The 13,326-nt window shown below is 40.7% G+C and carries 18 protein-coding genes; 12 read left to right on the forward strand and 6 right to left on the reverse strand.

Translation table 11 applies throughout. The features are described 5' to 3' along the window. Positions 1-4 precede the first annotated feature (4 nt). Both ffh and EFB00_RS09540 read left to right on the forward strand, forming a co-directional pair. On the forward strand, positions 5-1,423 hold the full coding sequence (gene ffh, locus EFB00_RS09535) for a signal recognition particle protein (protein WP_122646591.1): 1,419 nt from the start codon (positions 5-7) through the stop codon (positions 1,421-1,423). A 76-nt stretch (positions 1,424-1,499) separates the two neighbouring features. After that, the gene (locus EFB00_RS09540) at positions 1,500-1,799 is read left to right on the forward strand and encodes an antibiotic biosynthesis monooxygenase family protein (RefSeq protein WP_122646592.1); all 300 of its coding nucleotides are present in this window, start codon (positions 1,500-1,502) and stop codon (positions 1,797-1,799) included. A gap of 71 nt (positions 1,800-1,870) precedes the next feature. Here the strand turns inward: EFB00_RS09540 and EFB00_RS09545 are convergent, their stop codons facing one another. The 5 genes from EFB00_RS09545 to EFB00_RS09565 form a co-directional block, all read right to left on the reverse strand. Further along, entirely contained in the window at positions 1,871-3,262 is a 1,392-nt protein-coding gene (locus EFB00_RS09545; RefSeq protein ID WP_122646593.1) for an L-cystine transporter, read from the reverse strand. Positions 3,263-3,418: 156 nt separating this feature from the next. Beyond that, complete coding sequence (locus EFB00_RS09550) at positions 3,419-3,910, reverse strand: VanZ family protein (protein WP_164709455.1); 492 nt, start codon at positions 3,908-3,910, stop codon at positions 3,419-3,421. 50 nt (positions 3,911-3,960) lie between these two features. After that, positions 3,961-5,175, reverse strand: coding sequence for an ABC transporter permease (locus EFB00_RS09555; protein WP_122646595.1), 1,215 nt, complete (start codon positions 5,173-5,175; stop codon positions 3,961-3,963). Between the two features lie 12 nt (positions 5,176-5,187). Further along, positions 5,188-6,066, reverse strand: coding sequence for an ATP-binding cassette domain-containing protein (locus EFB00_RS09560; protein WP_122646596.1), 879 nt, complete (start codon positions 6,064-6,066; stop codon positions 5,188-5,190). Position 6,067: 1 nt separating this feature from the next. Beyond that, positions 6,068-6,448, reverse strand: a complete 381-nt coding sequence (locus tag EFB00_RS09565) for a GntR family transcriptional regulator (RefSeq protein ID WP_122646597.1) — start codon at positions 6,446-6,448, stop codon at positions 6,068-6,070. A gap of 133 nt (positions 6,449-6,581) precedes the next feature. Between EFB00_RS09565 and EFB00_RS09570 the strand changes: the two genes are divergently transcribed. Then, a complete protein-coding gene (locus tag EFB00_RS09570) occupies positions 6,582-7,178 on the forward strand; it encodes a DNA-3-methyladenine glycosylase I (protein ID WP_122646598.1) in 597 nt (198 codons plus the stop codon). After that, on the forward strand, positions 7,171-7,710 hold the full coding sequence (locus EFB00_RS09575) for a dihydrofolate reductase family protein (protein WP_122646599.1): 540 nt from the start codon (positions 7,171-7,173) through the stop codon (positions 7,708-7,710). Before EFB00_RS09570 ends, EFB00_RS09575 begins: the two co-directional genes overlap by 8 nt. A 36-nt stretch (positions 7,711-7,746) precedes the next feature. Here the strand turns inward: EFB00_RS09575 and EFB00_RS09580 are convergent, their stop codons facing one another. After that, positions 7,747-8,301 (reverse strand): NADPH-dependent FMN reductase, encoded by a 555-nt coding sequence (locus EFB00_RS09580; protein WP_122646600.1) that lies wholly within the window; start codon positions 8,299-8,301, stop codon positions 7,747-7,749. A 172-nt stretch (positions 8,302-8,473) separates the two neighbouring features. On the opposite strand from EFB00_RS09580, the gene rpsP reads away from it, so the two are divergent. From rpsP to EFB00_RS13450, 8 genes are all read left to right on the forward strand, one after another. Beyond that, positions 8,474-8,749 carry a 30S ribosomal protein S16 gene (gene rpsP, locus EFB00_RS09585; protein WP_048604817.1) on the forward strand — a complete coding sequence of 92 codons (276 nt, stop codon included), beginning with the start codon at positions 8,474-8,476 and terminating at the stop codon, positions 8,747-8,749. A gap of 11 nt (positions 8,750-8,760) precedes the next feature. Next, positions 8,761-9,009 (forward strand): KH domain-containing protein, encoded by a 249-nt coding sequence (locus tag EFB00_RS09590; protein WP_122646601.1) that lies wholly within the window; start codon positions 8,761-8,763, stop codon positions 9,007-9,009. Positions 9,010-9,139: 130 nt separating this feature from the next. Continuing rightward, a complete protein-coding gene (locus tag EFB00_RS09595) occupies positions 9,140-9,403 on the forward strand; it encodes a hypothetical protein (RefSeq protein ID WP_122646602.1) in 264 nt (87 codons plus the stop codon). 66 nt (positions 9,404-9,469) lie between these two features. Continuing rightward, on the forward strand, positions 9,470-10,300 hold the full coding sequence (locus tag EFB00_RS09600) for a hypothetical protein (protein WP_122646603.1): 831 nt from the start codon (positions 9,470-9,472) through the stop codon (positions 10,298-10,300). Between the two features lie 192 nt (positions 10,301-10,492). Beyond that, on the forward strand, positions 10,493-11,017 hold the full coding sequence (gene rimM / locus EFB00_RS09605) for a ribosome maturation factor RimM (protein WP_122646604.1): 525 nt from the start codon (positions 10,493-10,495) through the stop codon (positions 11,015-11,017). Next, positions 11,007-11,756 carry a tRNA (guanosine(37)-N1)-methyltransferase TrmD gene (gene trmD, locus EFB00_RS09610; protein ID WP_122646605.1) on the forward strand — a complete coding sequence of 250 codons (750 nt, stop codon included), beginning with the start codon at positions 11,007-11,009 and terminating at the stop codon, positions 11,754-11,756. Before rimM ends, trmD begins: the two co-directional genes overlap by 11 nt. A 134-nt stretch (positions 11,757-11,890) precedes the next feature. Beyond that, complete coding sequence (rplS, locus tag EFB00_RS09615) at positions 11,891-12,238, forward strand: 50S ribosomal protein L19 (RefSeq protein ID WP_122646606.1); 348 nt, start codon at positions 11,891-11,893, stop codon at positions 12,236-12,238. A gap of 368 nt (positions 12,239-12,606) precedes the next feature. After that, positions 12,607-13,269 carry a hypothetical protein gene (locus EFB00_RS13450; protein WP_010708791.1) on the forward strand — a complete coding sequence of 221 codons (663 nt, stop codon included), beginning with the start codon at positions 12,607-12,609 and terminating at the stop codon, positions 13,267-13,269. Positions 13,270-13,326 lie beyond the last annotated feature (57 nt).

Consider the following 13,326-nt stretch of genomic DNA (forward strand, 5'->3'; position numbering starts at 1 on the left):
AACTATGGCATTTGAAAATTTAACAGAGCGATTGCAGCAAGCAATGAGCAAGCTGCGTCGTAAAGGAAAGATCACTGAAACAGACGTAAAAGAGATGATGCGGGAGATCCGTCTGGCATTATTGGAAGCCGACGTAAACTTGCAAGTCGTCAAAGAATTTACGAAAAATGTACGGGAACGTGCAGTTGGTTCAGAAGTATTGGAGAGCTTGTCTCCAGCGCAACAAATCGTTAAGATCGTCGACGAAGAATTGACCAAAACATTAGGTTCGGAAACAGTCGGTATTGAGAAATCACCGAAGATCCCGACGGTTATCATGATGGCTGGTTTGCAAGGGGCCGGGAAAACGACTTTTGCCGGTAAATTGGCGAACCATTTGATCAAAACAGAAAAAGCCCGACCATTGATGATCGCAGGAGACGTGTATCGTCCAGCCGCTATCGACCAATTGAAAGTATTGGGCGAGCAGTTAGACGTACCGGTTTTTGATATGGGAACCGATGTCAGCCCTGTGGAGATCGTGCGTCAAGGGATGGCTGTCGCTCGTGAAAAGAAAAATGACTATGTCTTGATCGATACGGCCGGTCGTCTGCACATCGATGAAGCATTGATGGAAGAATTGCAACAAATCAAAGAAGTCGCTCAACCGAACGAAATCTTATTAGTCGTTGACGCGATGACCGGGCAAGACGCGGTCAATGTTGCTGAAAGTTTCAATCAACAATTAGGCATCACCGGGGTCATCATCACAAAACTAGATGGGGATACCCGTGGCGGGGCGGCGTTATCGATCCGCCAAGTGACTGGTGCGCCGATCAAATTCACTGGTACTGGCGAAAAACTGACAGACCTTGAAGTTTTCCACCCAGATCGAATGGCCAGCCGTATCCTAGGTATGGGTGACATGCTGACGCTGATCGAAAAAGCCCAACAGGACTATGACGAAAAGAAAGCGGAAGAACTTGCCCGCAAAATGAAGGAAAATTCTTTCGACTTCAACGATTTTATCGAACAATTGGATCAAGTGATGGGCATGGGTCCGTTAGAAGATCTGCTGAAAATGATCCCTGGAATGAATCAAGTACCGGGCATCGAAAATGTCAAAGTCGATCCAAAAGATGTCGCGCGTAAAAAAGCGATGGTCTTTTCAATGACTCCAGCGGAACGGGAAAATCCTGACTTGCTGAATCCAAGCCGTCGTCGTCGGATCGCCGCCGGTTCAGGAAACAGCGTGGTGGAAGTCAACCGGATGATCAAACAATTCAAAGAAGCCCGTACCATGATGCAAAAAATGTCGAAAGGCGATATGAATATCCCTGGTATGGATCAAATGTTCGGCAGCGGCGTTAAAGGCAAGCTGGGCAAGATGGCGATGAACCGCATGATGAAGAAAAACAAGAAGAAAAAGAAAAAACGCAAATAAGCGTATCAATAAAAATAATAGTTGTGAAAAATAAGGAATCCTTCTTTTTCACAACTTTTTTTGAAAGGAGAAATAGATGAGTATCACGGTAAATATCCTGTACACAGGAACAGACGGCAATGCCCGCAAATTTGCGGAAGAGATGATGGAACGCAAGATCGTTGAAGGGGTCCGCACGCAACCCGGTAATGAGTCCTACGCTTATTTTTTCCCGGCAGAAGATCCTGAATCCGTACTTTTGATCGATCGCTGGGAGAATGAAGAAGCCATCGATCGTCATCATAAATCAGAATGGATGCCGCAGATCGCGGCTCTTAGGGAGAAGTACCGATTGCGAATGAAGGTGGAACGATTCCAAGATTGGCCAGAAGACTAAAAAATTGCTTCTTATTCCATGCTTTCCAATAAATTTGGAAAAGCGGTAGAATAAGAAGCAATTTTCATTTTTTAGATATTTTCGCTGACAAGTTTGCTGTCGTCGTTTAAGGTGTCACGATCCAATTCTTTGATGGAAGCACTTGTCACTAAACCGGCAACCATGCTGTCGCTGACATTCAATGCTGTCCGAGCCATGTCGATCAATGGTTCTACGGAGATCACCAAACCAACGATCGCAACAGGCAAGTTCAATGAACCTAAAACGATCAATGAAGCAAAGGTCGCGCCGCCGCCGACACCGGCAACACCGAAGGAACTGATTGTCACGACTGCGATCAATGTCAAAACAAATTCAAGACTGAAAACATCGATCCCGACAGTTGGTGCGGCGATCGTTGCCAACATTGCCGGATAGATTCCGGCACAGCCGTTTTGTCCGATCGACAGACCAAAACTGCCGGCAAAGTTTGCGGAAGCTTCATCTACACCTAACGCTTTGTGCTGTGTTTCGATGTTCAATGGTAAAGCACCAGCACTGGAGCGGGATGAAAAGGCGAAACTCAATACTGGGAAAGCTTTTTTGATATAGACAAACGGATTGACCTTCACGAATGAAAGAATCAACAAATGGATCAGGAACATCACGATGATCGCAGCATAAGAAGAGATCACGAATTTTCCAAGGTTGATAATGGCAGTGAAATTGCTGGTAGCCATCACATTGGTCATCAATGCAAGGATTCCATAAGGTGTCAGACGTAAAACCAAAGTAACGATACGCATGATGATTTTATATAAGCTGTCGATCAGATTTGCGAAGAAAGCCGCTTCTTCTGGCGCTTTGCGTTTCACACCGAGATAAGCGATCCCGACAAATGCGGAAAAGATTACTACGCCGATGGTACTTGTTGGACGAGTGCCGGCAAAATCCGCAAATACATTTTTAGGAATAAAGGAGATGATCTGTTCTGGGATCGATAAGTTGGCGACTGCGTCTTGTCGTGTCGCAAGTTCAGCGATCCGAGCGGTTTCTGCTGCTCCTTCAGAGAATTTCGCGCCTTGCAACCCGAATAAAATCGTTGACCCATATCCGATAAAAGCGGCGACAGCGGTAGTTCCTAAAAGGGTAACTAAAATCGTCGAGCTGATTTTTCCTATTTTTTCAGAAACTTTCATTTTTACGAAGGCACCAACGATAGAGATGAAGACTAAAGGCACTACCAACATTTGCAAGAATGCGATATAGCCGCTGCCGACGATGTTGATCCATGACATAGCAGAAGTGATGCTCTTGTCGCCATTACCTAGAATCAGTTGAAGGATCCCGCCGAAGATGATCCCGATCCCTAGTCCGATAAAGACGCGGTTTGAAAATTTAACGTGTCGTTTGCTGAGCCGAGTCAAAAAGAACAATAACCCAACGAAAAGTAAAATAATTAAAAGTGTAATAAATAATTCCATTTTTCTCCTCCTGTTTTTTCAATCCTTATTGATATTCATTATCAATATATATCGGATTCTATCACAGGAATAGGTGATTATCAGCATAAACAGCCGCTTTTCGCGATACTAAAAACAGCGTTGTGATAATGAAGACTTATCACAACGCTGTATTTTTTATCGATGATTTGCAATGAAAAGAACCAAAAACAAGCTGATAAATAATATGGTGCAAACAGTAGCAAGTATCAGAAGTATAGGTTCAGTTTTTTTCTTTAACAGTTTTTTCAATAACCAAAAGATGAAAAGTCCAGCGATTCCGCCTGCCGTATTCAGCAAAAGATCAGTAACGTCGGTGGCGCCGATTCCTAGGATGTATTGCATTACTTCATAAAACAGACTGATTCCGGCGATAATCAAACTGTTTTTTAGAAAGCGTGAGCCGAAAAGCAGCGACAAATAGATCCCAACAGGAACAAAAATCAGAAAATTGTAGATCTGTTCAGTTTGGTTGACTTTGCCATTGATGATCGCCGGATCAGCAAATGGGATCATATTGATCATTCGATAGTGTCCTAAAGGAGGAATCCTTAACGACATTTTGAAAAGAATGATCCAAGTAAGCAGTACAAGATAGATCACTGCCAAAGACCAAAGCCATTTTTTCATTATTTTCTCCATAGATTAAAGTTTTAGATAGTTCTGCAAAAATCAAGCATTTATTTTAGCGCCAGTTTGCGTTCTTTGCGTAATCGAAACCAAGTCTTGATACTGGAAAAGTAAACGATAGTAAAACAGATCCCAGCAACGATTAATAAACCCAGTAAGCTATGGATAAGCGGTGAAAAAATCGACATTTTGTCTTTTTCTAAAAGACTATAAAAATAAGCACTCCAGCTGCTGAAGAAAGTATTTTGGATGAAAAAGACAAACAGAGTCATGAATAAAAAGACTGGAAAACGAGAATGCGCGTGCAATAGATAATCTCCATCATGTTCTAACGATAATTTTCGGAAATTGCGATATGTCCAGAGTAAAAATAGAACGCTAAGAAGAATCATCAGTACGCCCATGTACCAACGACCGCTGTTTTTACCAATTTCGTAAGCAAAAAGTTGCTCACTTAAATTAGATAGAATGTCATGGTCATTGCCTCGAGCTAGGTTTATCAAATATCGGTAATGATCAATAGTTTGCGGTATCAAGGTAGTATAACCGATAAACACCAACCATGTAAGAGGGCCAAAAATAAGATTGCCTACCATTGAGCCGATAAAGATACTTGAAGAAAAAGCCAAAACGATCAAACTGAAATTATTTGCGGCAGAAAAGAGCAGCCGAGTCAGATCTACATTCATATAAGGCTGAGGGATCCCAAAATAGAAAATGAAAGTGTAAAGCAGCTGCCCGCAGATAACTGAAGCCAGAAGCGGCAAAGCTACGTGAGTCATTTTTTTCAGGAACAGTTCTTTACGACTGACAGGTAACGAGAATAAAAAGCGGTTAAAAGCTGTTTTTTCATCTACAAAAAAGAGCAAGAAACCAGCAAGTGCGACGAAAAGGATCACGAATCGAGAAAACCCACCGCTTAAAATACGACTGTATATTTCATTATTATTATAATCATGACTTTTTTCTTGATCAGAAAGTACCTCACCAGAATCATTTACAGATCGATAAACATACAGTTGTTGAGCTATATATTCCTCATAAGAAGGAAATGGGATATCTTTTTGTTCCTTATCATCCCAGTAGGTATATTCTTCCGTATTTTTTATATAATCGCTTTTGGTTTTTTCAGATTGATAATAGTCATTCGTTCTGTGCCACGAAGTTACATTATTGTAGCCATCCAGTGCATAACAGCCAATGATCAGCAGCATGAAGCCAATCAAAATCTTGCCATAGCGTTTTTGATAAATCGTTGTAAGCATCAATCGTTCCTCCTATCGGTAAAGTTCTTCCTTGTTTAGATTTGCTTCAAATAGATCTTCTAGTGACAATGGTAATTCTTCAAAGAGTATCGGCTGTTCTGCTGAGATCTTGGCAGCCAGTTCCGGAGTATACTGTTCAAAAACGACCACTACTACACGGCCTTGATAAGCGATCAGTTTTGAATGATCTTTGACGATTTGCGGTACTTTTTTTGTTTTGAAGACCATTTGGAATTTTTTCGCCGTTTCCCGCATCGTTTCCAGACGATAATCTTTAACGATCGTTTGTCCTTTGATCAATAGCGCACGGTCGATGATCCCTTCTAATTCTTGCAGGTTATGTGACGCGATGATCGCAGTACGCTGCCCGTCAGCGACATACTCCAATAACAACCTGATCACTTTTTTGCGAACGATGACGTCCAAGCCATCAAAAGGTTCGTCTAATAATAAATAAGACGCATTGGAACTGATGGCTAAGATCATTTGGAATAATCCTTGCATTCCTTTTGACATCCGACGATAGGAAAGATGCAGCGGCAGCTGGTGTTCATTTGTCAACGCGAGAAAGCGATCTTGATCAAAAGTGGGATAAGCTGCTCGATAAAATTCATTGATTTTTTTCAAGGAGTAGGCTTTTAAAAAATTATCCGCCTCGTCGATATAAAAGATCTGGGCTTTTAACGCAGGTTCTTGTTGTAACGGCTTATTGTCGATGGTGATCGAACCAGTGTCTTGCAAATAGTGACCCGCGATGGTGCGGAATAATGTCGTTTTTCCCGACCCGTTTCTGCCCACCAGTCCTACGATCTCATTTGGAGCAAGGTCAAAATCGATGTTTTCCAAAATTTGTTTTTGTCCGATTTTTTTTGATAGATTCGTAATTTTCATGCTACTGTCCTCCTAACTTTTCTTCGGCTTCTTTGACCCAAGTGATCAATTCCTCTTGCGTGATCTGCAGATGCAAGGCTTCGATCACTATTTCTTTGAGTTGTTCTTTCAACTGTAAGATCCGGATTTCATCTCTAGGTGAATCTGTCATCTGTTTGACGAAAGTCCCTTTGCCTTTGACAGTGACTAATACTTGTTCGGTTTCTAAAACTTTATAGGCTTTACTGACTGTATTAGGGTTCATCAGCAATTGCTTGGCCATTTCCCGGACCGAAGGCAGTTGGTCACCAGGTTTCAATACGCCATGTAAAATATCTTCTTTGATTCCCAGCACTAGTTGCTCATAGTAGGGCTTGCTGCTGCCTTTGTTGATTAAAACCATCTGAAAAACTCCTTTCTGCAAAGTGTATCTACGTGTACTAGTATACATAGTACAGTTTGAAAAGCAATCTTTTTTTTCGATTTTTTGATAAACTGGCTTTGATAAAAGTAAATAGCAAAAAGGGAGGGATCGGATGCAACGATGTCCTTGGTCGGAATCCAATGAAAAAATGCAGGCCTATCATGATGAAGTTTGGGGAGTACCGGAGTTTGGTGATCAACAGCTTTTTCGTAAGCTCGTTCTAGATATGAATCAAGCCGGTCTAAGCTGGAATACGATTTTGAATAAAATGGAAAATTTTGATGTCGCCTATGAAGGATTTGTTATTGAAACAGTCGCGGCGTTTGATGAGGAGAAAGTCGAAACATTGATGCAAGACAGCGGGATCATCCGCAATCGCCGAAAAATCGAAGCCGCGATCACGAATGCTCAGTGTGTGTTAGAGATCCAAAAGGAATTTGGCAGTTTTTCTGATTATCTTTGGAAATTTGTCGATTTTCAGCCTATTGAGAATCAGTTTTCGACAGTCACGGAAGTTCCAACAAAGACACCATTGTCTGATGAGATTTCTAAAGATCTCAAAAAGAGAGGTTTCAAATTCGTTGGCACAACGATCATCTATGCCTTTATGGAGGCGGTAGGGATGGTCAATGATCATTTGCTGACTTGTCCCTGTCATGAAAAGGTAAAAGATACCAGAGTTACAAAAAAGGAGGAGAACCATGCGTAAAATCGCTTTTTACGGAGCAATCAGTTTAGACGGCTATTTGGCAGAAAGCAACGACAGTCTACAATGGCTTTTTGATACCCCTACAGGCGAAACCACCTATGCCGCTTTTGATCAGCAGTTCGACACGATGGTGATGGGCCGCAAGACATACGAAGAAGCAAAAAAATTGTCGGAAGGAACGCCTTTCTACCCAGAGAAAGAAGTGATCGTTTTTTCCCGCAAGCTGAAACAGCTTCCCGAGGCAAAAGTGGTCTCAGAAGATCCTGTAGATTATTTGAAACAGCTGCAAAAGCAAGAAGGAAAAATGATTTGGATCGTAGGCGGCGGGAATCTGTTGAAACCATTGATCGAAGCGGACTTGATCGATGAATGGTGGATCCAAATCGCTCCTGTGCTATTGGGAGAAGGCAAGCGGCTGTTTGAAGAAGGGGATTACCATCAACGTCTTGAATTAGTTGACACAACACAAATGGAACAGCTTTATGAGCTGCATTACCGCAAAATTTCCGATAAAAAAAGCACGCCATCCTAAGATCGCGTGCCGTAAAGATTAAAGGTTGAGTGATCCTCAGCCTTTTAATTTTTCAAAGAATTCGATATATTTTGTTGTGATCAATTGGAAGAAGTCGACAGTGCTGGTCAAGATCTCACCATTTGCGTCCAACAGATTAGCAATGTTTCCGATATATGCTTCTGGTTGTTGCAGTGTCGGCATATTCAAGAAGACAAGGGATTGACGTAAGTGATGGTTTGCGCCAAAACCGGAGATCGCACCAGGCGAAACACTGACGATTAATGCAGGTTTGCCATCCCAAGAGCTTTGTCCATAAGGGCGGGAACCGACATCCAGCGCATTTTTCAAAGCACCGGGTACGGAACGGTTGTATTCAGGAGTAAAGAAGTAAATGCCGTCGACACTTTGAAGCTCTTGACGGAAACGAGTCCAGCTTTCAGGAACTTTTCCTTCTACTTCAAGGTCTTCATTGTAAAAAGGCAGGTCACTAAAATCAATAAATTTGGCTTCATAGCCGTCTGGTAAAAGTTCAGCAAATTTCTGTGCCACAAGTTTGTTGTAGGAACCTTCTCGCAAGCTTCCTACTAAAATACCGATTGTTTTTGTCATTATAGCAATTCCTCCTTTATTATTCTTATTTAATCTTAACGACAAAAATCATTTTTGACAAAAGATATGTTTAAAGAAAAAAATTTATACTGTAAAGAAAAAACTCTTTACACCTTAGACAAAAGCTGTTAAACTATCATTTGTGATTAAGACTAATGGAGGTGTAATCGTAATGGCAGTAAAAATTCGTTTAAAACGCATGGGTTCTAAAAAGAGTCCTTTTTACCGTATCGTAGTAGCAGATTCACGTTCTCCTCGTGACGGACGTTTCATCGAAACTGTAGGTACTTATAATCCTTTGAAAGACCCTGCAGAAGTAACTCTTAAAGAAGATCTAGTTCTAGATTGGTTATCAAAAGGGGCACAACCTTCTGATACAGTTCGTAACATCCTTTCAAAAGAAGGCGTTATGAAAAAACATCACGAAGCTAAATTCACTAAGAAATAAGGTGCAAGACAATGACAGATTTGAAAGATTTAGTCTTAACGATCGTCCGTCCTTTAGTTACCTATCCTGATCAAGTCACTTTAGATGTGGTTGAATCAGATGATTTCTATGAATACAACTTATCAGTAGCTCCGGAAGATATCGGTCGTATCATCGGAAAACAAGGTCGTGTTGCAAAAGCGATCCGCACCATCGTTTATGGTGTACGTACCCAAGGACCGAAAAAAGTCCGCTTGAATATCTTAGATGGCAAAGAATAAGAGTAGATTCCAACGATTTTTGATCGTTGGAATTTTTTTTCTAAAAAAACATAATGATCACTCAACTCCGACTCAAGTCGCATGCAAAAACAAGACAAATCAGCGATAATAAAAAGAGGAGGGAAGACAAATGACACAAATAATCGTATGGCTCATTGTTATACTGCTTATTTATTTAATAGTTAAAATCAGTTCATTCATTTGGCGTCTCGTTGGCTTTTTAGTCATCGTTTTTCTGCTTTGGACTTTTCGAGATACAATCTTTACGGGGGTACAACATTGGGTCTCTGATTTTGATATGAGCCAATTGCCTCACTACTTTGAACAAGCAAAAGATTTCGTTGTGGAAAAATCCCAACAGTTTGTTGATTGGTTCCAACAACTTTTAAAGTAACAACAGTTCGAATTAATTGTCTTTTTTTTCTGAAAACGTTACCCTTGAGATAAAGGAGGGAACGTTATGAAAAAATTCTGGATCTCTATCGGTCTGCTTGTTGTATTAGCCGGCTGTGGTCAAGGGCAAGAGTCCTCCAGTGAAACGTCTAGTACTGGAAGTGATGCAGAAAGTTCTTTAACAAGTTCATCTGCTCAAACCAGTACTGATCAATCGAAGAGCTCAACCAAAGAAACCACAACTGAACAAAAAGAATCTGCGGAAACATCTCAACCTGTTTCTTCATCGGAAGAAACGGCAGATGCTAGTAAGGAATTGGCAAAACAATTCCCACAAACTGAATTTCCTTCCGAGATTCCTCATGAGAATAACCAAGCATTGAACATCGCCAGCGATGGCAATAATCAAAAACTGTCTGTTCTTTATTATAGTATGGATGAACCATTGGCATTGAATCATAATCGTTTGAATCAGGAACAGCCGATCGCAAGCTATCGCAAAGAAACCTTCAAAACCAAGCAGGCAGCTAAAGAAGCCGTAAATGCAGTGTATGACAAAGGCGGACAAAAAGTCGACCTAGGTCACGATATCACTGGGTACAAGCAAGGTGCCGCCGGTTCTTCTTATCTGAATTGGCAAGAAGGGAATTGGGCACTTGTAGTTCGCGCAAGCAATGTAGAAGGACAATCACCGGATGAGACCGCCAAAGATGTTGTAGAATATCTAGAAAAAGCGTTTCTGCCGGCACCAAAAGATACAGGACAAGTGACGATCGATTTAAACACGCAAGATTATCGCGCTGCCCAAGTCGTCTGGCAAGAAGACAATGTGGTATATACAGTAACACATCAAGATTATTTATCCGCATTGGAAATGGCAGTTTCAATGGCTGATTGATACAAACAATAAATCAAGTAGAGATCCCTCGAGGCTGTTTTTCGACTAGCTTCGGGGGATCTTTTAGGAAAATAAAAGAGTTGCAGATAGGAGAATTCTTTTGAAGGATGGAAAGATTTCTCCAATCCTAGAATTCAACCAGCAACCATGCTAAAATGGGTCAAGAAAACTAAATTAAAGTGAGGATATATCGTGACGGAATATTTAAATGTAGGAAAGATCGTCAATACTCAAGGGATCCGCGGGGAAGTTCGTGTGATCTCACAAACCGACTTTCCGGAAGAACGTTATCAAAAAGGCAATCAGCTAGTACTTTTTCGTGAAAAACAAGCACCATTGACATTAACGATCGCGTCCCATCGCAAGCACAAAAATTTTGACCTGTTGTCGTTTGAAGGTTATCCTTCCATCAACGACGTGGAAAAATTCCGCGACGGCATTTTGAAAATATCTAAAGACGAGCTCTCTGATTTGGAAGAAGACGCGTTTTATTATTATGAGATCATCGGTCTGGAAGTCGTGGATGAGACAGGCGAAACACTTGGCAAAGTCAAAGAAATCTTATCTCCAGGAGCCAATGATGTGTGGGTGGTCCAACGAAAAGGCAAGAAGGACGCGCTGATCCCATATATCGAATCGGTAGTCAAAGAAATCGATCTTGAAAATGGTGTTATCCAAGTTGAGATTCCAGAAGGGTTGTTGGACGATGAGGATTGATGTATTGACTCTTTTCCCACGGATGTTTGAAGGTCCGATGGGAGAATCGATCATTGGCAAAGCCAGAGAGAAAAATCTGTTGGAGATCAATTTTTCTAATTTTCGGGAATACTCCGATAATAAGCACAAAACAGTTGATGACTATCCTTACGGCGGCGGCGCAGGAATGCTGCTGAAAGTCCAACCGATTTACGACAATTTAAAGGCGATCGAAGAAGAGACCCAAACAAAAAAACGAATCATTTTGATGGATCCTGCCGGCAAGCCTTTCAACCAAAAAATGGCAGAGGAATTTTCGCAGGAAGAACATCTGATTTTTATTTGCGGACATTACGAAGGATATGACGAACGGATCCGTACATTGGTGACGGATGAAGTTTCTTTAGGAGATTACGTACTGACTGGCGGCGAGCTGGGAGCGATGGTGATGATCGATGCTACCGTCCGCTTGTTGCCGGAAGTTTTAGGAAACCAGACATCAGCGCAAACCGATTCTCATTCCAGCGGATTGCTGGAACATCCACAATATACGCGACCAGCGGAATTTGCCGGTATGAAAGTGCCGGAAGTTTTGACTAACGGCAACCACCGTTTGATCGAACAATGGCAGTTGAAGGAATCTTTGCGGAGAACCTATTTGCGCCGCCCGGATTTGTTGGAAAAATATCCTTTGACGGATGAAATGAAAAAAATGCTGTCAGAGATCGAGCGGGAAGAAAAAAATCAAGAGAAAAGTTAGATGACAAGAATTTTATCTTTACAGCAAGTGTTTAGATATGTTAATATATTTTGGTGAGTGCAGAGCTCATCTATTACGATATTCCGCTGAGACAGGGTTCTTAAGAATATTTGGGAATAAGGAGAATGATAAATATGAATCCATTGATTCAAGAATTGACACAAGAACAATTGCGTACAGACATCCCAGCTTTCCGCCCTGGTGACACGATCCGTGTTCATGCGAAAGTTGTCGAAGGTACGCGGGAACGTATCCAGCTTTTTGAAGGTGTTGTAATCAAACGCCGCGGCGCAGGTATCAGCGAAACTTATACAGTACGTAAAGTTTCTAACGGTGTCGGTGTTGAACGTACTTTCCCATTACACACACCACGTGTTGCACAAATCGAAGTTGTTCGTTACGGTAAAGTTCGTCGTGCGAAATTGTACTACCTACGTGCATTACACGGAAAAGCAGCTCGTATCAAAGAAATTAGAAGATAATAACGGAAGAAATCCTAAAATCTCTAAAATCTGTGAAAAGTCCTTGTATATCAAGGGCTTTTTCTTTTTTCTCTATCACAGTTTTAAGCCTGAATTGGCTGTTTTGGACCATTTTTTACTTATATTCCCCCAGAATGTCCTAGATTGTCCGATATTGACTAACAGTATCGTCAAAATAGGGCAAAATTTAGTAGTCAGTCTGACGACAAATTTAATACGAAAAATACCAAAACATTTACCGAATTTATCATATTTTTAACCCCTTAGGATAAAAAGGTACCAGTTTTCAAAAAAAGGCAAAACATATACTTTGGTGATAAAAAGTTAGTGTGATAGATATTCTCTAAATATTTTTAGGAGATTTTTTAATGGATAAGATCGATGGTCGAATTATTTGGAAGAATCAAAGTGACTTAAAATTGATTTTAACAATTAATAATTTTATCGAAAAATACGGAATTACATCTACGAGACAATATCAGAAAAAGTTAGCAGAATATCCCAATGAATCACCAAGTATTTGGTTCATCAATCAGAAATATGGGTCATGGGAGAACTTGCTAGAGAGTATTGGCCTTGAAAAAAATGATTATGGAAAATGGGCTAAGATGCCAGAAGACAAATTGATGGAAATAGTAGAAAGCTTTATAAGTGATGAAAAAATTCGTTCACAGCGAAATTACGAAACAAAATCAGTTGGTAGAGATGTTCCTTCTTTAAGTACGTTGAAAAAAATAGTTGGTGATGTACGGCCACTGTTTAGAAAAAGGGAACAGAAAAATTTATTAACTGACTTTCAATTATTGATGGAGCTGAGAGAAGAAATTATTCGATTAGGGCTTGAAGAAGACTTATCAATGACAAAATTCCGTAAGCTATCAAGGTCAGATAAACTTCCGTCAGCGATCACAATATTGAGAAGAACAAACAAATCTTGGGAGGAATTAATGGAAGAAATAGGATTTGATTATCGAAGAATCAAAATCTATAAACAAAGAAATAACTTATCTCAAACAAAGAAAACTAAATAGTAACTCGATAGATTAGACGTTCAAAACTACAAATTTGAACGTCTTTTTTTATTACCC

This window comes from Enterococcus mediterraneensis, from assembly GCF_900604485.1.
Classification (GTDB): domain Bacteria; phylum Bacillota; class Bacilli; order Lactobacillales; family Enterococcaceae; genus Enterococcus_C; species Enterococcus_C mediterraneensis.